At 57.5% G+C, this 25,159-nt stretch carries 21 protein-coding genes and 1 pseudogene; 12 read left to right on the top strand and 10 right to left on the bottom strand.

Annotated features, from left to right (window positions below; all coding sequences use genetic code 11):
• Nucleotides 1-35 precede the first annotated feature (35 nt).
• Complete coding sequence (locus VB618_RS12200; protein WP_329796937.1) at nt 36-1,409, top strand: AAA family ATPase; 1,374 nt, start codon at nt 36-38, stop codon at nt 1,407-1,409.
• A gap of 14 nt (nt 1,410-1,423) precedes the next feature.
• Here the strand turns inward: VB618_RS12200 and VB618_RS12195 are convergent, their stop codons facing one another.
• Nucleotides 1,424-1,876 carry a pilus assembly protein N-terminal domain-containing protein gene (locus VB618_RS12195; RefSeq protein WP_329796936.1) on the bottom strand — a complete coding sequence of 151 codons (453 nt, stop codon included), beginning with the start codon at nt 1,874-1,876 and terminating at the stop codon, nt 1,424-1,426.
• 219 nt (nt 1,877-2,095) lie between these two features.
• Between VB618_RS12195 and VB618_RS12190 the strand changes: the two genes are divergently transcribed.
• From VB618_RS12190 to VB618_RS12170, 5 genes are all read left to right on the top strand, one after another.
• Nucleotides 2,096-3,580: a CpaF family protein gene (locus tag VB618_RS12190; RefSeq protein WP_442931760.1), complete on the top strand. Its 1,485-nt coding sequence runs from the start codon at nt 2,096-2,098 to the stop codon at nt 3,578-3,580.
• 25 nt (nt 3,581-3,605) lie between these two features.
• Nucleotides 3,606-4,601: a type II secretion system F family protein gene (locus tag VB618_RS12185; RefSeq protein ID WP_329796935.1), complete on the top strand. Its 996-nt coding sequence runs from the start codon at nt 3,606-3,608 to the stop codon at nt 4,599-4,601.
• Between the two features lie 7 nt (nt 4,602-4,608).
• Nucleotides 4,609-5,580 (top strand): type II secretion system F family protein, encoded by a 972-nt coding sequence (locus tag VB618_RS12180; RefSeq protein ID WP_329796934.1) that lies wholly within the window; start codon nt 4,609-4,611, stop codon nt 5,578-5,580.
• A 212-nt stretch (nt 5,581-5,792) separates the two neighbouring features.
• Nucleotides 5,793-6,188 carry a TadE/TadG family type IV pilus assembly protein gene (locus VB618_RS12175; protein WP_329796933.1) on the top strand — a complete coding sequence of 132 codons (396 nt, stop codon included), beginning with the start codon at nt 5,793-5,795 and terminating at the stop codon, nt 6,186-6,188.
• Nucleotides 6,185-7,504, top strand: a complete 1,320-nt coding sequence (locus VB618_RS12170; RefSeq protein ID WP_329796932.1) for a TadG family pilus assembly protein — start codon at nt 6,185-6,187, stop codon at nt 7,502-7,504. The genes VB618_RS12175 and VB618_RS12170 overlap by 4 nt, the downstream gene beginning before the upstream one ends.
• A gap of 428 nt (nt 7,505-7,932) precedes the next feature.
• Here the strand turns inward: VB618_RS12170 and VB618_RS12165 are convergent, their stop codons facing one another.
• On the bottom strand, nt 7,933-9,720 hold the full coding sequence (locus VB618_RS12165; protein ID WP_329796931.1) for an ATP-binding protein: 1,788 nt from the start codon (nt 9,718-9,720) through the stop codon (nt 7,933-7,935).
• A 204-nt stretch (nt 9,721-9,924) separates the two neighbouring features.
• Here VB618_RS12165 and VB618_RS12160 point away from each other — a divergent pair, with 204 nt between their 5' ends.
• Both VB618_RS12160 and VB618_RS12155 read left to right on the top strand, forming a co-directional pair.
• Nucleotides 9,925-10,239 (top strand): hypothetical protein, encoded by a 315-nt coding sequence (locus tag VB618_RS12160; protein WP_329796930.1) that lies wholly within the window; start codon nt 9,925-9,927, stop codon nt 10,237-10,239.
• A 33-nt stretch (nt 10,240-10,272) separates the two neighbouring features.
• A complete protein-coding gene (locus tag VB618_RS12155; RefSeq protein ID WP_329796929.1) occupies nt 10,273-10,596 on the top strand; it encodes a hypothetical protein in 324 nt (107 codons plus the stop codon).
• Between the two features lie 50 nt (nt 10,597-10,646).
• On the opposite strand, the gene VB618_RS12150 is transcribed toward VB618_RS12155, so the two are convergent.
• On the bottom strand, nt 10,647-11,321 hold the full coding sequence (locus tag VB618_RS12150) for a response regulator transcription factor (RefSeq protein ID WP_329796928.1): 675 nt from the start codon (nt 11,319-11,321) through the stop codon (nt 10,647-10,649).
• A gap of 861 nt (nt 11,322-12,182) precedes the next feature.
• On the opposite strand from VB618_RS12150, the gene VB618_RS12145 reads away from it, so the two are divergent.
• The 4 genes and pseudogenes from VB618_RS12145 to VB618_RS19800 all read left to right on the top strand — a co-directional run.
• Entirely contained in the window at nt 12,183-13,658 is a 1,476-nt protein-coding gene (locus VB618_RS12145; protein WP_329796927.1) for a site-specific DNA-methyltransferase, read from the top strand.
• An 11-nt stretch (nt 13,659-13,669) separates the two neighbouring features.
• The gene (locus VB618_RS12140) at nt 13,670-14,125 is read left to right on the top strand and encodes a DUF5681 domain-containing protein (RefSeq protein WP_329796926.1); all 456 of its coding nucleotides are present in this window, start codon (nt 13,670-13,672) and stop codon (nt 14,123-14,125) included.
• A complete protein-coding gene (terL, locus tag VB618_RS12135; RefSeq protein WP_329796925.1) occupies nt 14,118-15,566 on the top strand; it encodes a phage terminase large subunit in 1,449 nt (482 codons plus the stop codon). The genes VB618_RS12140 and terL overlap by 8 nt, the downstream gene beginning before the upstream one ends.
• A 351-nt stretch (nt 15,567-15,917) precedes the next feature.
• A pseudogene (locus VB618_RS19800) lies at nt 15,918-16,051 on the top strand (IS6 family transposase); the annotation flags it as partial.
• A gap of 382 nt (nt 16,052-16,433) precedes the next feature.
• On the opposite strand, the gene VB618_RS12130 reads toward VB618_RS19800, so the two are convergent.
• The 7 genes from VB618_RS12130 to VB618_RS12100 all read right to left on the bottom strand — a co-directional run bounded on the left by VB618_RS12130 (nt 16,434) and on the right by VB618_RS12100 (nt 25,111).
• The gene (locus VB618_RS12130) at nt 16,434-16,640 is read right to left on the bottom strand and encodes a hypothetical protein (protein WP_329796924.1); all 207 of its coding nucleotides are present in this window, start codon (nt 16,638-16,640) and stop codon (nt 16,434-16,436) included.
• A 151-nt stretch (nt 16,641-16,791) separates the two neighbouring features.
• The gene (locus VB618_RS12125; protein ID WP_329796922.1) at nt 16,792-21,081 is read right to left on the bottom strand and encodes a cadherin domain-containing protein; all 4,290 of its coding nucleotides are present in this window, start codon (nt 21,079-21,081) and stop codon (nt 16,792-16,794) included.
• A 372-nt stretch (nt 21,082-21,453) separates the two neighbouring features.
• Entirely contained in the window at nt 21,454-21,723 is a 270-nt protein-coding gene (locus VB618_RS12120) for a hypothetical protein (RefSeq protein ID WP_329796921.1), read from the bottom strand.
• Nucleotides 21,724-21,850: 127 nt separating this feature from the next.
• Entirely contained in the window at nt 21,851-22,216 is a 366-nt protein-coding gene (locus tag VB618_RS12115; protein ID WP_329796920.1) for a MarR family transcriptional regulator, read from the bottom strand.
• A gap of 667 nt (nt 22,217-22,883) precedes the next feature.
• Nucleotides 22,884-23,441 (bottom strand): GNAT family N-acetyltransferase, encoded by a 558-nt coding sequence (locus VB618_RS12110; protein ID WP_329796919.1) that lies wholly within the window; start codon nt 23,439-23,441, stop codon nt 22,884-22,886.
• Nucleotides 23,442-23,560: 119 nt separating this feature from the next.
• Nucleotides 23,561-24,151 carry a GNAT family N-acetyltransferase gene (locus tag VB618_RS12105; protein WP_442931779.1) on the bottom strand — a complete coding sequence of 197 codons (591 nt, stop codon included), beginning with the start codon at nt 24,149-24,151 and terminating at the stop codon, nt 23,561-23,563.
• Nucleotides 24,152-24,763: 612 nt separating this feature from the next.
• Nucleotides 24,764-25,111, bottom strand: coding sequence for a hypothetical protein (locus tag VB618_RS12100; RefSeq protein WP_329796916.1), 348 nt, complete (start codon nt 25,109-25,111; stop codon nt 24,764-24,766).
• Nucleotides 25,112-25,159 lie beyond the last annotated feature (48 nt).

Here is a 25,159-nt window from a genome sequence, read left to right as displayed (position 1 = left end):
ATAGGCCTGCCCGGCCGAGGCAGAGGATCTCGTTGATGACTGATCGCACCCTCGACACGGCAGGTAGCCTCCAGGCATTGGCGGCCGGAGCCCCCATCAATCAGCTCAACGTGCTTCGCGACGGTGCCATCGGCGCTCAGCACAATCATAGCCAGACAAGATCAAGAGAGGCCGTCCGGATCCCTCACATATCGATCGATGTCTTCTGCGAGACCCAAGACGTGACCGCATCCATGTCCCGGATGGCGGCAGACCGTCAGATGGCCCGGGCCCGTGTCGGCCTGAACACAGGCGGCATCAAGGCGGCTGCCCGGCATTACGCACAGAACCCGACGCCCAATCTCGTACTCGTCGAGAGCCGCTCGACTGGAGCGGAGTTCCTCGAGGAACTCGACCGGCTGGCGGAAGTCTGCGACGCGGGCACGAGGGTCATGGCAGTCGGCGGCATGAACGACATCACCTTCTACCGCGAGCTTCTCGGTCGAGGGGTCAGTGAGTATATGCTGGCGCCGGTCGATCCTCTTGCGGTCATCGAGGCAATCTCCCGGATCTACGGCGAGGTCAGTTCCGGCAGGCTTGGGCAGGTTTATGCCTTTGTCGGCGCCAAAGGCGGGGTGGGGTCCTCCACCCTCGCGCACAACGTGGCGTGGACTCTGGCGCGCCGCCTCGGCTCGAATGTAGTTCTTGCGGATATGGACCTTCCCTTCGGCACCGCAGGCCTCGACTTCAACGTAGATGGCGGTCAGGGCATTGCCGAGGCGATCAAGGATGTCAGCCGCCTCGACGAAGTTCTGTTCGACCGCCTCCTGACGAGGTGCGGCGAAAATCTGAGCCTGCTATCCGCTCCGGTGGACCTTACCGGCACCTACGATTTGCAGGAGCATGCCATCGAGCGCCTCCTGGAGGTTGCACAGGCCAGCGTACCTTTCATGATCCTGGACATGCCGCATCTGTGGACGGCCTGGGCCAAGAAGACGTTGCTGTCGGTCGACGAGATCGTCATCACGGCGACCCCGGACCTTGCCAGCCTCAGGAATGCCAAGGCCATGTTCAATATCCTGCAGCAATCCCGCCCGCATGATCCGCCGCCCAAGCTGGTGCTCAATCAGGTCGGAATGCCTAAACGTCCTGAGATCAAGCCGAACGACTTCACGAAGGCCCTGCAGACAGAGCTGATGGCGACGGTTTTCTTTGACGCCAACCTGTTCGGGAGCGCAGCCAACAAGGGCCAGATGATCGCTGAAGTCGCCGGGAGAAGCCCGGCCGCAAAGGCCTTCGGCACCGTGGCAGAAGCTCTAGCGGGACGGCGGGATCAGAAGAGCGGCCGCAAGGGCAGGCTCGGCCTTGGATCGCTGCTGGATAGCTTTCGACGGAAAGCTGGCGAACGTCCCTCAAAGAGGTCGCGATAATGCGCTGACGATCCCTACTTGCCGACAACAGTCGGCACGAGCCTGCATGTTTCGGAGCAGGAAAAGATCTGCATCTCGGTGCCGTGATAAACTGTCGTCACTTGATGTCCGTTGGCAGACACACTGATGGCGAGATTGGCGACTTCCTGTCCGCTGTCTCCCAGCACGATCATGTTGGTGCTTCCGATAGCCTTCCCGGTCAGGACGATGGTGTACTCGTCACTGAGCGTCCCATCGACGATGTTGGGATTGCCGATGACGATCGTACGTGCCGGATAATCAAAGGCAAGAATTCTCGCAAAGTCCAGAGTTACGCCAACCGTAACGGGAGGCCGGCCGGCCGGAACATCCGTCCTGACTGTCCGTGCCGGCCGAAGCTGAGCCTCATCGGCAATGCTGCTTCCTGAGAGGAATGCAGCAGCAGCGAAAGCCGCGGCGGCGAAAACCCTTTGACGGGACTTCGGCATGAGATGGTTCCAATCCTTTGCTCTCTCTTTCAAACCACCCCTTCCTTGGCCTTCGCAATTAGGCCATTTGGCTGATCTTCCAGTCTAGATCCTAGACCAGGAAGCCGAGTAGACCCTTCCGATGGGAAACCGTTTAATGAACTTGCGGCAAAAGAAGCCTGCACATCCCTTTGGAGATGAAAGCAGAGCGACAAACGCCAGGCAGGGGCGTCTACTCACATGTTCGGCAAGAGAAGTCTGAGGGAAGAACGGATCAACGGAACTCCCGGATCCCTTCCGGCTGCCCAGGTTGACCGGCTGTCGATTGCCCCCCCTGCCGGCTTGATACCGGGTTCAGGCGAGCACCCGTCCCCCTCTGCTCCGGCGATTGCCAAAGCCGCCTCGGGCGAAGGTGCGGTCCCCGTGTCCCTCTCCACCCGCCGGTCGGACAAATACTACGAGGTCAAGAATCAGATTTTCGCAGCCCTGATCGAAACCATCGATGTGGCACAGCTGTCCCGGATGGAAGCCCTGCAGGCGCGGGAGGCTATCGGGGAGATCGTGAACGACATTATCACGGCCAAGAAGATCGTGATGTCGATCGCCGAGCAGAACGAGCTTCTGCAGGACATCTGCAACGACGTTCTCGGCTATGGTCCCCTGGAGCCGCTCCTGGCCCGCGACGACATCGCCGATATCATGGTCAACGGCGCCGACACGGTTTATATCGAGGTAGGCGGCAAGGTCCAGAAGACGGACATCCACTTTCGGGACAATGCGCAGCTGCTTCACATTTGCCAGAGGATCGTCAGCCAGGTCGGTCGCCGCGTGGATGAGTCGAGCCCGATCTGCGATGCGCGCCTCGCCGACGGCTCGCGCGTCAACGTCATCGCACCACCCCTTGCCATTGACGGGCCGAGCCTGACGATCCGCAAGTTCAAGAAGGACAAGCTCACTCTCGATCAGCTCGTCAAATTCGGATCGATCACACCGGACGGTGCCGAGATCCTGCAGATCATCGGACGGGTGCGCTGTAACGTCCTTATCTCCGGGGGCACGGGGTCCGGCAAAACGACGCTGCTGAACTGCCTCACCCGCTATATCGAGCCGGGAGAGCGCGTCGTCACCTGTGAGGATGCGGCCGAACTGCACTTGCAGCAGCCGCATGTGGTGCGCCTGGAAACGCGCCCGCCTAATATCGAGGGCGAAGGACAGATCACCATGCGCGATCTGGTCAAGAACTGCCTGCGCATGCGACCTGAACGCATCATCGTAGGCGAGGTGCGCGGCCCGGAAGCTTTCGACCTCCTCCAGGCCATGAACACGGGGCACGACGGCTCGATGGGCACTCTCCATGCCAACTCGCCGCGCGAGGCTCTTTCCCGCCTTGAATCAATGATCACCATGGGTGGATACAGTCTTCCATCCAAGACCATCCGGGAGATGATCGTCTCTTCAATCGATGTCATCATCCAGGCGACGCGCCTGCGTGACGGCTCGCGCCGCATCACGCACATCACGGAGGTACTCGGCCTCGAGGGTGACGTCGTCACCACCCAGGACCTGTTCATTTATGAAATGCTCGGGGAGGATGCGCAGGGAAACATCATCGGCAAGCATCGTTCCACCGGCATCGGCCGTCCGCGCTTCTGGGACCGCGCCCGGTACTATGGAGAGGAAAAGAGACTTGCCGCCGCGCTCGATGCCGCTGAGAAGTCGAACTGAAGCAAAACCCGGGAGAACCTGACCCATGCTTCCGGCAGAGCTTGTTCCCATCGCTATTGCCCTGCTCTCCTTCTGCTGTGTCGCAGGTGTGGTGCTTGCCCTCCTCTATGCGCAGATTGCACGACGGTCGGAGAGCTACCGGCGCTTCGTAGCCATTGCCTCGACTGATGCAGCAGTTGATCGCTCGATGAGTGCTGAGGATAACAAGCGCAAGAAGGCCATCGAAGTCACTTTGCGTGAGCAGGAGGAGAAGCAGAGAGCCAGGAAGGGATCCAGACCGACTCTGTCCGGACGCCTGAGGCAGGCAGGATTGGAGTGGAACAAAGGAACTTACTACATCGCCAGCATGGGTGCCGGCGTGGTCTCATTCCTGATCGCCATTGGAACGCTGAGCTCCAATCCACTTCCGGCTCTCGGCTTCGGCCTGACCGGCGCTCTCCTGATCCCGCATCTTTATGTTGGTATTCTTGGAAAGCGCCGCCTGAAGCGGTTTTCCGACGAGTTTCCCAATGCTGTCGACATCATCGTGCGTGGCGTCAAATCAGGTCTCCCGCTTGGGGATTGCCTGAGGATCATCTCCCTTGAGGCACAAGAGCCCGTTCGGGCCGAGTTCAAGGCGATCCTGGAGGAGCAGACCATGGGGCTGCCGATCGATCAGGCCGTACAGAAGCTGCCCGAGCGCATCCCACTCGCCGAGGCCAACTTCTTCGCCATTGTGATCTCCATGCAGAGCCGTACGGGTGGCAGCCTGTCGGAGGCTCTCAGCAATCTCTCGAAGGTCTTGCGCGAGCGCAGGAAGATGCAAGGAAAGATCAAGGCAGCGAGTTCAGAAGCGAAGTCGTCAGCGGCCATTATCGGCAGCCTTCCCGTTCTCGTCGGCCTTCTGCTCTACCTGACGTCTCCAGAGTATATCGCCCTGCTGTTCACCACCTACCTAGGCAATCTGGTGCTCGGGATCAGCGCATTCTGGATGTTGGTCGGCACTCTGGTGATGCGCAAAATGATCAACTTCGATTTCTGAGGCCGTGATGGATTTGGACATCCTCCTCGTCAACTCCGAATGGCTGATGATGATCTCGGCCGCTACCTCGACCTTCGCGGCGACCATCCTCGTCTTGTGGCCCTATCTGGCTCGCGACCAGCTCCACAAGCGGATGGCCCACGTCGCGAGCGAGCGTGAACGCATCCGTCTGCGGGAGAGGGCACGGCTCAATGCTCAGAACAAGCAGGTATCTCTGAGGACCGAGCCTAAGAAGCTGTTCAAGGACATTGTCGACCGCTTCGATCTCACGAAGCAAATAGAGGATGGGGACCTCGTCCAGATGCTCCGCATGGCGGGCTTTCGGGGGCAGGGTCCTGTTGTGACCTATCTGGCCGCAAGAGCACTCGCTCCGATCGGCATGCTGGCCCTCGCCTCGATCTATGTCTTCCTGATTCTCAAGCTGCAGCATCCACTCTTCGTCAAACTTGGCCTCGTGGTCGCGGCAGGCTGGTTTGGGCATTATGCGCCGTGGCTCTATGTCAAGAACCGCATTACCAAGCGTCAGCAGACGATCCGCCGCTTCTGGCCGGACGCTCTCGATCTCCTGCTCATCTGCGTGGAATGCGGTATGGGGGCGGAGAGCGCCCTGCGAAAGGTCTCGGAGGAGATCGGCACGCAATGCCCTGAACTCGCCGAGGAACTGAGCCTCACGACCGCTGAACTCGCCTACCTCCAGGATCGCCGCAAGGCCTACGAGAATCTTGGCGTCCGGACAGGTCTTGAAGGGGTCAAGAGCGTTGTCACCAGCCTGATCCAGTCGGAGAAGTACGGCACTCCTCTCGCCCAGTCCCTGCGCGTGTTGGCTCAGGAAAACCGCGATATGCGGATGAGCGAGGCAGAGAAGAAGGCGGCGGCGCTCCCTCCCAAACTGACTGTGCCGATGATCATCTTCTTTCTGCCGGTCCTGTTTGCCGTCATCGTCACGCCGGCAGCCATCCAGGTGATGAGCATGAAGTAGAAGGCAGAACGCCGCTATGCGCTCCGCAAAGGACCATACTAGGCATCTTGTCCTTTAACCTTTGGTAAGGATTAGGTCGTTTAGCCGAATGTAAGGTATTAAAATAACGTTCTATGATGCTCATCAGTTAACCATCGGGCTTTCGTGCGTTGGCGGCAGAACTTGGCATGAGCATGTATGTGCGATCCGCTTGGAAGCGCTTCTCTCGCGGGATGAGGGAAGACAGCGGTTCATTCGCCGTGGAGTTTGCCTTCGTCGCACCCTTCCTCATCCTCATCATGGGTGGGATCGTCGAAGGTAGCCTGCTCTTCTACACCTGGGGAAACATGGAACATATCGGCCGGCAGGCAGCCCGCGCTGCGGCCGTCGGCGAGTTCACCCGGGAAGAGGCGCAGGACTTCATCGTGAGTCGGATGGCGGCTTCGATTGGTGGACCAGCCGTCACGGCTGTCGTGAGCTATGAAACAGGCCCCGACCCGATCGACAGCGAAGTCATCGTCGACGTAACGGTTCCAGTCACGGAACTCTCAAAATTCCAGCCGTTCGGTCTGTTTCGGCTGGTCACTCTATCAACCAGGGTCACCATGCATCGGGAGGTAAGCTCATGAAGGGCTTCCGTAGACTTGGACGGGCGTTCAAGCGGAATGAAAACGGTTCAGCGGCCCTCATCGTCGGGCCAGCGATGGTCGCGCTGCTGGGCGTGACGTCGGTTTCCGTTGACACGATGAACGCGTTCACGGCGAAGGAGCAGTTGCTCACCACGGCTCAAGCAGCGGCTTCTGCCGCCGCCAGCGTGATGCCGGACAGGAACAAGGCCGCCGAAGCCGCCCTCACCTATGCCGAGGCGAACCTCAAGGGCGCCCCTCCCGGTACGGTGGTGACCTATGAAGACATTCAATTCGGCAATTGGGACAAGGCTACGCACACCTTCACCCCTGCAGGTGCTGGAGATGCGGCCAATGCCATTCGTGTGACGGCCAGCCGGACCTCTGCGAAAGGCAACGCCGTGCCAACGATTTTCGGGCGCGTTCTCGGAATCGATTCCCTAGGCGACATGTCGATGAGCGCCACTGCATCGCGGTTCGACGGGCTACCCTGCATCAATGCACTAGCCGATTCCGGCAAGGGTCTGACGCTCAGCTCCAAAGCCAAGATCGAAATGGGCGATTGCCCGGTCCATGTGCAGTCGACCTCCAGTGACGCCCTGACCTTGGACTCCACGGCAAAGATCACCGCTGAGGAAGTCTGCCTCAACGGCGGCTATGTGCGAAGGAGCAGCAACGAGGTCACACCGGAGCCGGGCATGGGTTGCACGACGGTCGCGCAGGATCCCTTCGTGAACCTTCCGCCGCCTCCGACCTCCTCGGATTCATGCCTCTTCACCAACAAGCCCCCCATCAATGGCGAGCTTCTCGGTCTGATCCAGAATGCGGTCTATTGCGGCGGCCTGCACATCACGGGCAACTCGACTGTCGTCCTGCCTCCCGGGGTCTACACGATCAGGGGCGGCAAGCTGAAGGTTGACGCCGGCTCGACACTGATGGGTGAAGGCGTCACCATCTACTTGACCGGCAACGATACGGTGCTGGACTTCAGCGATAGCGCTAACATCAATCTTTCGGCCCCGACAGAGGGGCCCCATGCGGGCATCCTGTTCTTCCAGGATCGCAATTATGGCGGCCAGCATAATCTGAGCTCGAACGTGAATGCGACCTTGGACGGAGCCCTGTATTTTCCGGCGGGCACTCTTAACGTGAATGGCAACAGCACGGTCAGTGCCGCGTCCTCCTGCCTGATGATCGTTGCCGACAGCATCAACATCGACACCAAAGTTACGGGGGACTCGGCCAGCACCGTGACGGCCCCCAACTCGTCCCTGTGCCCACCCTCGCCCTACGTAAAGCGGTCCGTGGTGGTGATGTAAGGGGGTAAACCCCCTACTTAATAAGACATCGGTGTGAGCGCTTACACCGATGTCACACGACAGGAGCATTTTTGCTGAGAGGGCCTTCCTCCTGCTCCATGAAACCATCCAGAATGCCGCCTTGCCCTCAGCCCCTAGCTCGTTTCCTGGGTTGTCCTGCTGGCTACAGGATTAGCAGCAAAGGCAGGGTCTGGACTTGCCCGATCCTCATGAGCGCCCCATTGCTGGGTCTTACAAAGCGATTTGTCCTGAAATTCTTGAGCCAACGCTTGGTGCAGAATAGCCATGCAGTCGCTTAGCCTTAGAGGTGAAGCCTGATTGGCGGCTGCAAAGAAGGCTGAACGACACCGGACCGCTCATCACTTGGAGTTTCCGGCGCCCGGTCCAATCCAGCAGCACTCTGCTCTCACCAGGATCGAAACTCTGCTCTACGACAACAGGGATTCGGATTGCAGGATCTGGATCTGTCGGCAAACGTCCAGGGCTTCTTTGCAAACCTTTTCCAGAGGGGTGCGGATATCACCTCCCTCGAGGCAGATCCGCTCAAGGGAAGTACAAAGCGATGCAAGCTCAAGGAATCCCAGAAGTGCGGCCTGAGCGATGATGGCATGCGCCTCCTTGGCGATCTGCCTGTGATCGAGATGAGCGGCATCTTTAGTCAGGAATGCACTCTCGAGTTGCCCCTGGAGTCGGTCAAGCCACAAGGCGACGCGCTCAGATCCCATCGTTCTGCGGAAGCTCTCGAAGTCCGTCTCCGAAAAGCTCGCGGAAGCCCCGGAATCCTCTTCTTTCTGGAATGCTCTACTGTCCTGCCGGGGAAGCCACTCCGCCAGTTTCGCAATCAGGTCTCTGCGTCGGATAGGCTTACCGATATGGTCGTCGAACCCAGCTTCTTTGAAGCTTTGGATCTGCTGAGGCAACACATTGGCCGTCATAGCAAGAATGGGAACCCGCTTCTTCACGCTCTGCGATCCGCGTATCAGCCTCGTTGCTGTGATCCCGTCCATCCCTGGCATCTGGATGTCCATGAGGACGAGATCGAAGTCGCCATCCTGCATGGCGGCGATAGCCTCCACTCCATTCGAAGCACAGCTGACAGCATGACCGGCCGCCTCCAAGTGACCCCGCACAAGCTCCTGGTTGATCTCGACATCTTCTACCAGGAGAATGCGTGACGGCACTGGAGCGGCCGGATCCTTTGCCTGGATCGGGAGTGCGGGGAACTCGCCTGCAGCCGGCAAGACAATCTCGATCCAGAATATCGATCCCCTGCCCTCCTGGCTTTCCATCCCGATTTTGCCGCCCATGAGCTCAACGAGGCGTTTTGAGATGGCAAGTCCAAGTCCCGTCCCTCCAAACTCCCGTCTGATGGATGGATCGACCTGTGAAAATCTCTTGAACAGGCGATCTTGCTTCTCCAGAGGGATTCCGATGCCTGTGTCGATGATGGAGATGCGGATGATCTCACCCTTCGTCGAGCTTCCTTTATGCTCGACATCAACGGTGACATGTCCCTCCCGGGTGAACTTCACCGCATTGTTGAGGAGATTGAGAAGGATCTGTCGCAGACGCGCCTCGTCGCCGCACAGCATGATAGGTTGCCCCCGATCCATCTCGACCCGGATGGGGACGCTCGTCTTGCCTGCTCCGCTGCTCACGATGGACACGGTATCGTCGACCAGTGAAACAAGAGAGAATGGCTCCATTCTCAGATTGATCTGGCCCGCTTCGATGCTCGCGAAGTCAAGGACGTCATTGGCCACCGTCAGCAGGGCTGAGGCCGAGACCTGGATCAGCGCCGCATAGCGGCGCTGGATGGCATCAAGGCTTTCGTCGAGCAAACGTTCGGTATAGCCGATGATCCCATTCAGAGGCGTGCGGATCTCATGGCTCATGGCAGCCAGGAAATCCGTTTTGGCCTGACTTGCAATATTGGCTTGGCCCAGAGCCCGTTCCGCGACCTCCTTGGCTGCCGTGAGTTCATGCTCCCGCTCAGCAATGGCATCCGCCATGCGGTTGAGGGCGCGGGCAAGAATCCGCACCTCGCCCGCGCCTTTGCGCGTCGCGCGCGATCTGAAGTATCCATGTTCCAGTGCTTCCGCTGTATGCACCAATTCGCGTAAAGGGCGAAAAATGAAGCTCTCAACCCCGAGCATTCCCAGAAGCAAGCATCCGCCAAGGATCAAGGTTATCAGGACAAGCCGATAGCGCAGCACTTCGTCGATAGCACCGAGGGCGAGGTCCCGGTGAATTCCGATAGCGAGAATCGCGTCAGTTTCAGGCAGAGCCCGGAAAGCGAAGAGACGGGGCACGCCAGCCAGATCGCGAGCTTCGAAAGCTCCCGCAGGAACCCCTAGGGCCTTCTGGATAACGGGGAAGTCCCGGAGGCTGCCAACGACCGGCCTGTCGAGAGGAGGGAAATGCGCAATGAGGGCTCCCCTGCGATCCAGAACGAACATGCTGATGTTGAGTTCGGAATCTACCCGGATCGGAGAGCGTTCCTCGAATACGTCCGAGCTAATATCGGCAGATATGACACCAACCACTGCCCCGTCTTGAATGACCGGGACCGCAGCCGTCATGCCAGGAATGTCGTTGCGTGGGTCCAAGGCGAGTTCGCCGATCGCGAAGCTGCCGCCCTGCAGGATCTTTTTGAAGAACTCGCGCCCGCCGAAATCCGCTCCGATTGCACCGAGATGCCCGTTGCAGATCTCACTTCCACGAGTATCCGATAATCGGAGGCTGTCGATCCAGCGGTGCAGCGAAATGTGGCGCCTCAGGAAGAGACTGCAATCCACGCCGCCGGCACGCACCTCCGGGGCATCGGCCAGAAAGCGCAGAATGGCCCTGGCCTCTTCCACAATATGGTTCTGACGATCGACGGCATAGGTGATGAGCAGTTCCGCGCGCTTGCGAGTGGCCTCGATGGCACGCTCGCGCTCTTCTCCCGCCAGTTGAACCATTGCGCCGGTCAACGGCATCAGAACCGCAAACCCGATGAGAATGAAGCGCCAGAACAGGCTGTTGTGGTGGAGCCGCCGCAGCGTCGTGCTTCCTGGGCTCATGCGTGCCTCTGCTCGGGCAAAAGGTGAGAACCGCTGGCCAACTTGCGGGCGAGCCTCATCCCGCTACTGGCTACCGGTTAGGCAATCTGCCGACGAGCGGAATAGGGCCGCGCTCCGGCGACGGCTGCGGCCGCCCGGTTATTAACGCCAAAGAAGCGGAATACCGCGGCCATATGGATCTTGACCGTGCCCTCACCAAGGCGCAGCGCCAAAGCAATCTCCTTGTTGCTCTTGCCTTGCACCAAGAGATCGAGCACATCCTGCTGACGCGGGGTTAGCTGTCCCGACATTTCAGTCGCTTCGGAGGCGTCCTCGACCTCTCGGACAATCTCGCTGCTTGACAGCGAAATGTCCGCCAAAGCGGGAGGCGCATAAATGCCCCCGTTGAAGACTGTCTCGAGAGCGGTCGTCAGTTCGCTAATGCTCAGGCTCTTAGGCATATAGCCGTGAACCCCCGCCTCGAAAGCGAGAAGCATGTCGCGTCGCGAGCTCGATCCGGAGATTACGGCAACCCGCGTCTGCGGAAAGCACTCACGCACGGCTCTGAGGTTCGTCGGGGTCTTCACACCCGGCATGGATAGATCGAACAGAGCCGCAGAAACCTCGGTCCCTTCGCTCAACCGCTCCAGAGCCTCGTCGAGGGACGAAGCTTCGATGACCTCGGAAAATCCAAATTGACGCGTGAGGATCGCCCCTACGGCCATCCGAAAGTACGCGTCATCATCAGCAATAAGACCAATCCGCGCTGCCACTTCTTACGCCCCCTACACTTCCGACGCAGGCTGTTCTTGCTTTTTGGCCTTCATGATCGCTGCTGGCCTAGAATTCTTTTCGCATTTGGCACTGCAACGATCATCTTCAGCAAGATACAATCTTTGTTGATAAATACTCCAGGATTTACATTTTTATAAATTCTATATCTTACATCCTCAGGAAGATCTTATATTTACTCTGCTCATATTGTCCCCGTGAGCTCGAGCTTTCCTTGCGGGAGCCTCTAAATGCCAAATCTATTTTATGTATTGTTATTACATATAACAATTTGAGATCCTGCATAGTATCTTTGCAAATTCGCACACAAAATCGTTCATGCTGCGGAATGCCTAAGCTTTGATGAGGTCAGCTCTTCCTGAAAGATCTAAACTTTAAGAACTCCGGTCGCTTCTCGCGCCCTACCAGGAGCTGCCTATCATGAAACCTTGCGGAAAATCTCGCTTCTACTGATCCGTAAGCTTCTTGCGGAAGAGTAGAGAGTAAGTTGGTGGTGCGGGCAGTCGGGTACGAACCGGTCTCCCGTACCCTTTCACTGCTCTGAGGGAAATCTGCAGGGAAAATCCTGCATTTTCCTGGAGTCTCTGACCTCCTCCGTATCAGTTCGCGGCTAGCGTCGGACACTCTCTTTGTCAGCAATATCAATTACTTGCGCATGACCCAGCAGCTGTGGTAGCTCTGATTCGTCTAGCGGCAGTCTCCTATTCCTTTGGGAGCAATTCGCGGACAGCCCTCGGCCATGTCGGCCGAAACACTTCTCGAGATCGTCTGATCTCACGGTGATCGTTGCCGGAGCGTTTCGGCAGCGGGGTTGATCCCTATTGTCTCAAAGGACCATCGCCATGAGCGAGCCAACCGCTATTTCTGCCTCGGCCCTGAACACAGGTGCCGCTGCCCCTCCTCCGAGCCGAAAGGTGAAAACTCTCTACCGTGACCTGAAGCTCGCGGTCGAGTATGTGCCAATCGAAAGCCTTAGGGCTTATAAGCGTGCCCTGCGCACCCATTCTCCCGCTCACATCGAGCAGCTCGAAGCATCCATCCAAGCCTTCGGCTTCGTGCAGCCAATCCTGATTGATGCTGACGGCGAGATCGTCGGCGGGCACGGGATCTTTGAGGCCGCTCGCAAGGCAGGCTACCGCTCTGTCCCAGTCGTACGCCTCACCCACCTCGATGAAGCCCAGAAGCGCACTCTGCGCATCGCCCTCAACCGTCTGGCGGAAAAGTCCGGCTGGAACCAGGAACTTCTGGTGATCGAATTCAAGGAGCTGCTTGAGCTCGATCTTACGCTCGACTTGGATTTCGATCTCACCATCACCGGCTTCGCCTCGCCCGAGATCGATCAGCTGATCGAGGCGCAGGGACAAGCCTCTGATGCTGATCCGGATGACCTTGTGCCTGACGACATCGCAGGATCTCCTATCTCCAGACTTGGCGACCTCTGGCTTCTCGGTGAGCATCGCCTGATCTGCGGCGATGCTCGCGACGAAGCGACTTATGCCAAGCTTCTGGGAGACAAGCGCGCTGCCATGGGCATCCATGACGCTCCCTACGATGTTCCGATCTCCGGCCATGTGGCCAAGCCGGGCCGGCATAAAGAGTTCGTCATGGGATCGGGCGAACTGGGCTCGGACTTTACGCCCTTCCTCAGCGCTTTTCTGACGGCAAGCACGGCCTTCCTCTCACCCGGCGGGTACCAGTTCTGCTTCATGGACTGGCGCCACATGGGCGAGATGCTGGTAGCCGGACAGGCAGCCAGCCTGGAGCTCAAAAACCTGTGCATCTGGAACAAGGGCTCCGGCGCCATGGGCTCGCTCTACCGCTCCCAGCACGAGCTGGTCTTCGTCTTCAAAGACCCGAAGAGCCCCGGCGCCAACTATGTCCAGCTGGGCAAGTTCGGGCGCAACCGGACCAATGTGTGGGACTACCCGGGAGCTGCCAGCCTGCGCAAGGAGCTGGAACTGCACCCCACCCCGAAGAACGTCCGGATGATCGCCGATGCAATCCGGGATGTCACAAGCCGCAATGACATCGTGCTCGATGCCTTCTCCGGCTCCGGCACGACCATCATTGCCTGCGCCAAGGTCGGACAGCGTGGCTACGCGGTGGAGCTGGATCCGCACTACGTCGATGTTGGCGTGCGGCGCTGGGAGCAGTGGTCCAGTGGGGTCGCCTGGCATGCCGAGACGGGGCTCACCTTTGCTGAGATGGCTGAGCAGCGAAAGCAAACACCTGATGTGCAGGTTGGCCCTGAGACAGTTGTAGTTCCAGAGGTCATCCCGAGTGCCCGCGCTCGTCAGCGCTCACCTCGTGTCGCTTGAGGTGACGTGTCATGGCCAGGAAGAAAAACACGAACGCCCCGGCTGCCTATGAGGTTGGCCGGGGCAAGCCACCCCGCTCCAGCCAGTTCAAGCCGGGCCAGTCCGGCAACCCAGGTGGGCGCAAGAAAGGCAGCCTCAATCTCAAGACCGTCATGACGGCCGTGCTGGAGAGCGAGATCGAGCTCACCGAGAACGGCCGCAAGCGCAAGGTGCCGCTGCTCGAGGCCATCATCCTGCGGCAGGCCCAGGAAGCTCTTCGCGGGCAGCCGCGAGCGGCCGAAAGTCTGCTCAATCGCTACGAGCGCTATGCTGGCCACGAGGTCGAGCACTCGGACGAGTTGCCCGACGATGATGTCGCTCTCCTGGAGCGGGCGCTCGGGCGATCCCGGAGGCGCCATGCGTCCAACCCGGCTCTTGCTCCTGATAATCCCGGTGTCGCTGATAGGGAGGATCCGGATCATGACTGATCGGGCACGTCTCCTGCGGGCCCTGCTGCGGCAGGACCTCTCCACCTTCAGCCAGAAGGTCTTTGCCACGCTGGAGCCCGGCACGCCCTACCGGCACAACTGGCACATTGATCATCTGTGCTGGCAGTTGACCCGGGTCGCCCGGGGCGAGGTGCGCCGGCTGATCATCAACGTCCCACCGCGCTCGATGAAGTCGATCACCGTCTCGGTCGGGTTCACCGCTTGGGTGCTGGGCCGGGATCCAACCCGGCGCATCATCTGTGCCTCCTATGCCGATGACCTCGCCCGCAAGCTCTCGGTGGACACCCGGACTGTACTCGACAGTCCATGGTACCGGGAGCTCTTTCCGCAGATGCAGCTTGCCTCCCGTCGCCCGCGCAACACGGAACTGGTCACGACCCAACAGGGCTACCGCTATGCTGCCGGCATGAGCGGCTCAATCCTGGGCCGCGGCGCGGACCTCATCGTCATCGATGATCCGATCAAGGCGACCGATGCTCTGTCCGAGAAGGAGCGCCGGCGGGTTAACGAGGCCTTCGACAACACCCTTTACACCCGTCTGAACGACAAGCGCACTGGCGCTATCGTGATCATCATGCAGCGACTGCACCAGGATGATCTGGTTGGCCACGTGCTGACCAATGGCGACTGGGAGGTGGTCTCAATTCCGGCGATCGAGACGGCGGAGCGGGCCTATCGTCTCAGCGATGATCCCGAGGATGTTTACATCAGGCGCCCCGGCGAGGTGCTGCATGCAGCCCGTGAGCCGCGCGAGATCCTGGAGCAGATGCGCCGCTCGCAAGGGTCGCTGACCTTCTCGGCGCAGTACCAGCAGGCGCCGGTGCCGCCGGAGGGCAACATCGTCAAACGCGAATGGCTGCGCACCTATTCGCAGCGGCCGTCCAGCTTCGATATGGTGATCGCCAGCTGGGACACCGCCTCCACCCTGTCGGAGACCTCCGACTACTCGGTCGGGACGCTCTGGGGCGCCAAGGGGCTCGACTTCTATCTGCTCGATCTGGTGCGCGGCCGGTTTGAGGTGCCGGAGCTCCGGCGCGAGGTGCTGCGCCTGTCGCAGACCTGGAAGACTGATCAGACGATCATCGAAGACACGGATATCGGCCGGGCGATCACGCAGGACCTGCGCCGGTCAGGCGAGTGGCGGGCCATTCTGCGCCGTCCCCGCTTCGACAAGGAGGCGCGCTTCCTCGCGCAGTCAGCCCGGTTTGAGTCAGGCCAAGTGCATGTGCCGCAGGATGCGCCCTGGCTGGCTGGGTGGCTGGACGAGCTGCTCGCATTCCCGAACGGCCGGCATGATGATCAGGTCGACTCCACCAGTCAGGCTCTTGACTATCTTACCGCCCGTACTCATCCGCTGCACGCCTCCGAGATACCCCGCGAGCGGCCGAAGCATGTGCAACGGCCTGCAGGGTTCAGGTGACCCCGGCTTTGAGAGCAGAGGAGTCTGATGATGTGCCTTCGACGGTGCCGTGCTGATGCTGTGAACAACTCACGGGACCTTTAGGCAACCATGGTTGAGCCGTGACTTTCAGGACAGAGAGAGCACGAGGCCGGCAACAAACGTAATTGAACATTGGCTTATAAGATAAGGCATGGATGGATGCGTCCCAGGGTTACCTGAGCATAGGCTGCCCCAGTACACTCTGCCATTGCTGATACTGGCAAGGATAAGGCTGTGTTTCACGGGGCACTTGTTTTGAAGGATATGTCGCAAGCTGTCTGTTTCAGAGTTCCCAGTGTGCTAAGCGAAGTCTCAGTGATGAAGGACATGGTGTTCAGGAGCAAGCATTTTAATCGTTCGATACTTCTGCTCTGCATAACGTGGTATTTTGTCTACAATCTAGCTTGAGAAATCATGAGGAGATGATGGCCGAGCATGACATCTCTATTGATCATGCTACGATCCCCTTGGACATCGCGATAAGCGTTTGAACTGCTGGAGCACCTCAATCATCGCATAGTGCGGCGTCGCATTTGTGTTTGCTTGATGCGCTCGATAGCTCCCAACGCTATGGTGCTAGAGCTGCGAGACGGACATAAACAGCAACTCTTTACAGCAGACCACAATGGAAAGACCGCCGGAGGACATCCGGCAGGGCTTCACGGAGACCAGAGGCCCAAGGGCTCTCGCCTCCCCAGAGCTTCGGCCATGTTGCAAAATGGCAAAGAAGTCTTTGTGGGTCATCTTGAGGTTTATGGAGAAAGTGGCGACCTGGATCATCAGCGCTTCAGCATTGGAAGCGATGGAGACCTTGCGCTTAGACTTGGTGTTAGCTCTATCCAGAGATTACTGTTTGGAGGAACCATCCGGGCTCAAAACGCCGTCGGCGATGGCCTTCTGCTTGATGGCTTCAATGCGAGCCTGCGTCGCAGCAGGATCAGGCCGGGGATTCCGAGCCTCCCAAGCAGCCACATTGGCCTTCACCTCAGCTTGATACACGTGCCCGGCCGCCATAGCGCTGATCCCGGTCGGATCGACACCGGTTGAGGTCATCAACCCTAATGCCGTTGATCCTGGGCCGGCTGCCAGAGGCCCGAGAGGATCAGTTCCTGTCAGCCCCCCACCCGTACCGGGTGGCACGCAGGCGCACAGAGACAATCCAAGAGTAGTGATGAGACCCAATGTATGGGTTGATTGAGCCATCTTAGACAACGAAGAAGTCCTTATGGGTCATCTTGAGGTTTTTGGACAGGGTGGCGATCTGGATCTGAGCCTGTGAACCGGTGCCGTCAGCATCGTAGTACAAGGCGCCGGTCTTCTTGTTGTAGATCAGGTTGTCGTCGCGATCATGCGCTTTCGTGCCCTGGTAGAACTCAGCGCTTTTGAGCACGCCCTTCTTGTCCAGCGTCTTGAACACGCTCTTGGCGAGATGGACCGTGTCGTCCACCACTTTAAAGTCCGTAATCTTGTCCTGATTGGCCTTGTTGATCTTGAACGTGTTCGACAGCTTGGTGTCGAACACGAAAATGTCCTGGCCTAGTCCGCCGCTCAGCACATCCTGCCCGCTCGAGCCGTAGAGCTTGTCGTTGCCTGCCTCACCCTGAAGGACATCGTTGCCCGCATGGCCGTGGAGCACATCATTGCCGGCCTCGCCTGTGAGTCGGTCCACGCCAGACGTACCGCGTAGGGTCTGGGACGTGGCCTCGACGACATCAGCGATGGTGAGCGTGAAGGTGCTGGTGAGGCCCTCGCCATACCCGTTCCAGGCTTTGATCGTGATGGAGTGCTGCGCCTTGCTCTCGAAGTCGAGCGCACCGGTGAGCACGAGGTTGTTGCCGTCGATGCGGAAGGGGCCGTCCGTGCTCTCGAGCGTGTAGAGGATGTCATCTCCATCATTATCGTAGGCCGAAAACGTGGCGACGATTGTGGAGGCCAAGATATTCTCGTTGATCGAGCTAGAGGACAAAGCCAGTTCCGTCGGCTCGCGGTTAGCGGTTCGGAACTTCAGATCGGCAAATTTAAGTTCTTGGATGTCCACGAGAATATCAACCCCACCGCGGGCTTTGATATTATCAGTGATCTGTAACGATCCATTGGCTAGAGTGACGATTTCGTAGCTGGAGAAACTGCCCTCGTACACCGCCGTGTTCTGGCCGTTACCACCCTTCAATACATCATTTCCGCCCATGCCGATCAGCGTGTCGTCGCCGAGGCCGCCGGAAAGGATATTGGCTGCACCATTAGATCCGATGAGCATGTCAGCATAGTCAGAACCGACAATGTTCTCAATCGACGAGAACGTATCGCCTGCGGCCTCACCTGAATTCTTGTTCGGGTCCTCGAGGCTGACGGTTACGTTCGTTTTGGCACTTTGATATTCGGCCGTGTCTATGCCGGCACCGCCGATCATCCGATCCGCGCCCGCGCCGCCATCCAGGCTGTCCTCGCCTTCACCACCTTCAAGGACGTCGTTGCCGTCTCGCCCACGCAGGTCGTCGTCGCCGCCAGCTCCCGAAAGCGTGTTCGACAGGCTGCTTCCTGAAAGAATATTGGCGCCGACATTACCGGTCAGATGAATTCCGTCGACGCCGCCGCGCGTAGCGGCATTCTCAATTCCGCTCGCGAGCGTGTAAACACCAGACACTGTTACTACGAGAGTGTCGCGGCCTCCAGCATCTTCCACCACATCGTCGTTATCGACTTCAAAGCGGTCGTCCCCTTCACCGCCTTTGAGTGTATCGAGCCCGCCGCCGCCGGCCAGCGTATTGCCAGAATTATTGCCGATTAGCGTGTTGGCATTGGAGTTTCCGGCCAGTGAGAGAGATCCGGCCTCGGCTTCTGCACGAACGATCTCCACCGAGACCGCTGAACTCAACGTATAATCTAAGTCGGCTATGATCGTGTCGATCCCAAAATGGCCATTATCATAGGCCTCGACGACAACATCATCCAAGGAATGTACATGATAAGTATCGTCGCCGCTGCCGCCAACCAGCGTGTCGCTGCCGCCGCCACCGTCCAGAACATCACTAGATGATGTTCCCTCCAGGGTCTGGCGATAGCTGTTTCCAACAATCTTAATACCTCTGCCGAAAATACTATAAGGACGAATAACGTCGATCCCGATCCCTTCACCCAAGGCGTAGGACGCATGGATGAAAAGAGTATCCAACCCTTCGCCTAGTTTCTCCACAATGATAGAATTCTGAGATGGTTTGAGATAATAGGTGTCGTTTCCCTTGCCGCCTTCTAAGGTGTCCGCATCCGTATTCTCTATATCACCCCCGTCAAGTCTGTTGTCGCCGGCATTGCCGACGAGGTGATTGGCTAGTTGGTTGCCGCTGAGATGCATCGCGAAGGTGGATGATGGCGACAGGGCGATCATGTTCTCGACATTGTCAGGAAGATCGCCACCCCATTCGGTCAAGACAGTGTCTATGCCATCGTAGTAGGACCTCTCTTGGATCGTATCGCAGACATAGGTCCTGTAACCATCCGTATAGCTGTCTCTGATAATGTAGGTGTCATTGCCCCCACCGCCGATCAGAGTGTCAAAACCATCGCCCCCGTCCAGCCGGTTGTTTCCTGCATTGCCTTTGATGATATTGTCGATCCCGTTACCCGTCAGCGCGATGTCGCCCGCCCCTATCCCAGTCAGAAGCTCCAGGTTGTCGAAGTTACTGATGTTGTAGCTGATGCTTGCATAGACGGTATCTTTGCCTGCGTCGGCAGACTCCACCATGATATCGGAGGCGTCCACATAGTAGGCATCATCACCAAGACCGCCCTCCATGTTGTCTGAGCCGGCGCTGCCTGTAAGGACATCATTTCCTGCGCCGCCTAGGAGGAGATCGGTTCCATCTCCACCGTCGAGAGAATCGTCTTGATCACCACCGTCGAGTGTGTCGTTGCCCAGGAGGCCGGTCAACGTGTCGTTTCCACCGCGCCCGCGAAGGTCGTTGCCGATGTCGCTTCCGCTGATACGGTCGTTGCTCGTCGGGCCACCGATGAAGCCCTCAATGGAGATGAGCTTCATATTGATGTTGTTATTGCCTGTCTTCAGGTCGACAACAAACCAATTCCCTTGATGCTCACTTTGGGCAATGTCGAAGCCCTCGCCCCCGTCAAGAATATCGACATATCCGGCATCATAGATCAGAGTGCTCGCGATAAGGATGTCGTCACCGCTGCCGCCCAGGAGCGTATCGAGTCCATAACCATCAAAAAGCTGGTCGTTTCCGCCCTCGCCCGACAGTACGTCATTTCCTTTTAATCCATGAAGGGTATCGTCACCTGCGCGTCCGGCAAAGGTGTCCGCCTTGTCGGTACCCGACCAATGGAAAACGCCACCGTCACCGCGTGGGTCGAAGACCTGCGAGCGGATGATCGAGGTGCCGCTAGTGTCACCTGCCATGTCCGTCCAGCTGATGGCAAACCGGCCGTCGGCGAAGGCCACGATGCTTGGATCAAGCTGATCGCTAACCGTCGAGGTATTGACCAGAAATTCCGCGCCGTCCTTGCGACCGTCCGCATAGAAGACCTGCGCCCGAATGGACGTGCCGGAGGCGTCGCCACCCGTCGAGCTTGAATCGACCCAGGTCACCACGAAACGACCGTCGGGCAGAACCGTCGTCGCAGGATCGCTCTGTTGACCGAGTCCTGTCGTGCTGATGGTAAAGCCGCCCAGCACCGGACTTCCGGTCCCGGAGAAGATTTGGCCGCGGAATTCACCACTGTCCGTGCTCCACGTAACGACGAAGCGGTCAAACAGCAATGCGGAGATGCTTATATTGGCGACAGGTCCCTCAGAAGAGAGGACGTTCAGTGGCGCAGACGCTTGGCGCCCCATATTGTCCATGATGTTGAGTGTAATGCCGTAGAACGGCTCTATATCACGCGACCCTGGCATGTAGTTTCTGTAGGCCGCGACGACGCTACCGTTAGTCAGCGTCACGAGTTGCGCTGTGCCGGGTTGAGCCTTGAAGCCGGCTCCCAGGCTGAAATCATTGCCGGTGTGCCATAGATCAGCGTCGAAGGTGGAGACGCTATTGCCGCTGGCTCCCCTCCATGTCACAGCAAATCCGCCATTCGCCAGCGCAGAGACGTCTGTCAGACTGTGGGGTGAGCTCGTCGTTTGCGGAATGACGAAGGAGGAACCAATCAATTTGCCATCGGCGCCGATTAGCTGGCCTTTGACTTCTGTTTGTATTGGGCTCTTCTCATCCCATGCTAGCAGGAACCTACCGTCCGACAGGGCCGTCAGGATAGGGTTTGGGCTGTTCTCGGCTAGGCCTCCGGAGCCCACCCATTGATCGGCGCTGTTAATCGGCGTGCCGAGAAAATCATGGACCCGGATCCAGACTGAGTTGTCCGTTAGGGATACATAGGCCCTGACGACGTTGCTCGTTTGCGAACTGACCGCCGAGGTCGATGACAGAAACGTCCCAGAGTTGCTGACGCTAGTCTCTGAACCCCATTTCACAACTTGAACCATGCTTGCCTCGGACGATCTGACTAAATTGTCAAGACCATGGCAATGACACGGAACTTAATCTTGGAAACTGTTGAAACACCCAGGTTTCGCGCGTCACTTCGCGCATTTTGAAGAGAGCTATCTCACCAAATGTACGCACATAGATATACCAATACCTCAGTATACAACCAGTAATGTGCATTACTATCACATTTCTAGGATCGCTAGCTCGTTGGAACCGAAGGCGAAGGTCGGTTTGATGTACGCTGAGCTGAGGCTAGGGTGCCATCGCAATAGCCTCAGCCACAGCCCCTAACGTGCTCACTGGAATGAGAATGGCTCAGGAGCAGATGCTCCCGAGAACGGTCAGCCCCGGTTTATGCGCAAATCGTCTCAGGCTACGAAGAAGTCTTTGTGCGTCATAGCGAGGTTATTGGAGAGGGTTGAGAACTCCACTACCTTCCTCGTACCCGATCCGTCGGCACCGTAGTACAAAACGCCCTTCTTGTTGTCATTGACCACGTAGTCGTTCTTGTCCTTGGCCTTGGATCCGACACCGATTTTGGTGAAGACCTTGTTCTCCAGCCAGATCGAGGCGTCCTTAGTTTTGATCTCGACGATCTCGTCACAGTTTGTGGTCTTGCTCGCCCTGGAGTCGAACACGAATGCGTCCTTGCCGGTCAGCGTGTCGTTACCTGTTAGGGTCTCGTCAGCATGCAGGGTTTAGCTGAAGAAATTCGGGCGTTTTATCGAGATACCCCTATGATAACAGCTCATAGGAAATTCTGCTTTAGAGTGTGGAGATTGAGCGCCGCCTCTCTGCTTCCCGAGGATCGTAGACAAACCCACTGCTGAGCAAAACATCGAGGCGACCTTGCAAATACAGCTGAGCTGGGAAAGCTTCTTTCTCGGTCGGAATGAGCAGCAACCGCCGACGGTCTTGCGGATCAGCTTGGCGAGCCAATACGCCGGCAGATTCCATGTCGTCTAAGTGCCGAGAGAGAGTTGCCTCTGTGAAAAACAGTGTGAAGTAGGTCATCAGTTCCTTGAGAGTGATGGGGTGACCTTCAAGATATCGACACAGCACCATGGTACGCACCATATCAGCATCGAATACACTTCGCCTATGAGTTCCGGTCCTGACGTCTTGATCCATGCGCTTCTCGAATGAGGACCTGAACGTTAGCCATTTAGTCTCCATCTCAAGGACCGCTAGCTGCTCTTGGCTGAGGCACGCTGGATCGAACGTGTTAATCTCCGGCCTCTGAGTTGGCGACAATGACCTGAGTAATTTTGGCTTTCGCGAGCTGTTTCGCCTGCTATGTTTGGAATTTGCCATTAGCTCTGCCGTGAGATGATTACGGCCACGAATTGGCAGGGATCACTTGTTGTGTCCCTATGTGATCATACAGGATATTGCATCTAGATGAGAGCTGTGTGTGGCAGGACACGAGCTGGTGACACCAGCGACTTCTGGAATATCGAGTTAAGCCGATCCTTGCTTGAACAGCGCCCCGTTAATTGACTCTACCGTTCCGCACAATTCGGAATGAGCTAGCACCTAAGCCGCGGTCAAAGCATTCACGATGACCGGCTTGTCCAACGCCCTGAAGGATCCGACCCGCGCGCCAGGCGCTTTTACAATGATCTAACGCTTTAGCAATCTTTGGACTACTGGAAGTCGAGCCTCGCTTGCACGCCTTCGCCGAGTAGCCTGAGCGTGGCACGGTTCCGGTCTTCCGCTTTCGCGAGCATGATTGCGCCTCATCCCTACGATATCATTGGGTAGATGTTTTGGCTTATGTAGTTCACGCAATGCGGTGTCATGCATTCTTGCTTGTGAGCACTCGGTTCCAAGCATCCTTGCTCAGGCGAAAACACATCCAGACAGCAGGGGAACCAGATAAGTCGAGGGTTGCATTATAGGCGTGTTCAGCCCCAAGCTTGGCAGTAGCCTTCTGAGAGCGGATATTGGTCGGAGCGATATGAAACCATACCTCGGGGAAACTCTTGAATGCATGTTCGAGCATCAATCGCTTGAGGTGGAAATTTGTTTCGCCGCCCCAGTAGGCATGGTTCAGGAAGGTGAACCCAATAGAAACACTGTCGTGCTGGTCTGGAGAGACATAGTAGCGTGAGCAGCCGATGATTTGGCTCAATCGCCGATCTATCACAGCAAGAGCCGCCCTGCTCTCCAGCAAAGAGACAAAATATGGTTCGAACTTCTCCCTCTTGTAACGGTCCTCCGCCGGATGTCCGGCCCAAATTTCAGGATTACTCGCAGCAGAAAACAGCTCTTCAATGTCCTCTCGCATCAGTGGCCTGATCGACAAAGTGTCGTCCATCATCTCTGGCTGTGGGTCAAAGCTGTTCTTAAACATGCCGGTTGCGTCCGTTTTGCTGAATGTGAAGGCAGTTCAAGAAGGCAGTGATTTGGAGTTCGATCCATTCTTAAGGGAGATCAAGGGGATCGACACCGCAAGGAGCAATCAGCTCTTCTTTAGAAGTTCTGCTGTTGGAGCTTCCACAACAGGTGCGAGCGAACCGTTGGCCATTCGGATGCGATGATGCTGTAGACACAGGTATCCCGGAGTGTTCCATCTGCCATACGCAGCTGAGACCGGAGTACACCGTCCAACTTCGCGCCAATTCGTTCGATCGCACGCCGACTTTGGTGATTAAAAAAGTGTGTTCTGAATTCCACAGCAAGGCAATCGAGATGGTCGAATGCGTGTGTCAGAAGGAGAAGCTTTGCTTCCGTGTTTAGAGCGGTTCGCTGAACGCTTTTCGCGTACCACGTCGATCCGATTTCCACGCGGGGGCCAGCAACCTCGATATTCATGAAGGTGGTCATGCCGACAACACGGCCACGTGGCCGGTCTATGACTGTGAAAGGCAACATGGAGCATGCCGCCTGCAAAGCAAGTCTACGCTCGACCTCCCTCTCCATGCGTTCAGGACACGGGATGCTGGTATACCAGAGTTGCCAAAGATTTCCGTCACGCACAGCGAGAACAAGATCATCAATGTGATCCACAGAAAGCGGAACCAACTCGACATGTTGTCCCGCCAGTGTTGTGGGCTGTATCAAACTTGTGGTGTTCAACGGTATCCCCCAGCTTTTTGCATTATAAACTTCTGAAAGATTGAACCTTTTCTGTGCTTGGCATGGGCAGCTCCATTTTAGCCTATCCCATATAGGATAAGTAGATCCAGAGACTGCCCTCTGTCAGCCTTACTGCCCTAATCCGTTAACGCATCATCCTCATTTCCGTGAGCGTCTTGAACAAGCTGTCTTTGCAAGGCTCTGGCTTTGGAGAGCTCGATATTGGGATCTGTTGCGATGCCGCCCGCTGACGAGACAGCCTGAGCAATTCTAGCCTGTGTGTGCGCCTGGTATGCCACTCCGCCAGCTATATGGCTGATTCCGGTCGGATCAAGGCTAGTGGCAATTCCTGCAGCCATGAAACCTGCACCCATTGCCACGCCAGGGGCCTGACTGCCTTCAGGCGCAGAACTGGAGACACAGCCCGAAACAAATGCTGCCGTGCCACAAACAGTAATCCGGAGAAGCCTCAGCATCTTCCATGTAAAATGTCTGGTAGAATACGCACTCATATGCCGAAGTGCTCTCTGTGTGTCATTTGGAAGTTGCTTGACAGCTTGATCGTAGAAGTTCGGTATCCTTTCTCATAAGCGCGACTCAAAGAGATGCGACTGATGTGGCTAAACCCTCTGCATCTCCTGGAACCACACGAACGATGGTGGAACGAGCAACGCCGGTGTCGGCATTGCTGGCCACAATGGTGCCATCGACCTTGGTCAATACTGTGCGGCTGTTCTGAAGACCGTCGTCCCAATTGAGGCAATAAGCTTTCTCCTCCAGGTGCCAAGTTCCGGTCCTAACCCTTGCGTCCGGCATGCGAGCCGCCGCTTGCCCGTCCTCACCGAAGAAGAAGGGAACTTCGCCCTGTCCGAGAGGGGAGTTGTCTACGAGCTTGTGGTACGCAGTAGCTCCGCGCAGGAGGCCGTCAATCTGATCCGCATTCATCGTATTTTACCATGAGGTTTGTAGAAGGAGCTTAGGTTGATCTCGACT

This window comes from Microvirga sp. CF3062, assembly GCF_036314045.1.
In the GTDB taxonomy this organism is placed as follows: domain Bacteria; phylum Pseudomonadota; class Alphaproteobacteria; order Rhizobiales; family Beijerinckiaceae; genus Microvirga.
This window is presented reverse-complemented; position numbering and strand designations above follow the sequence as displayed.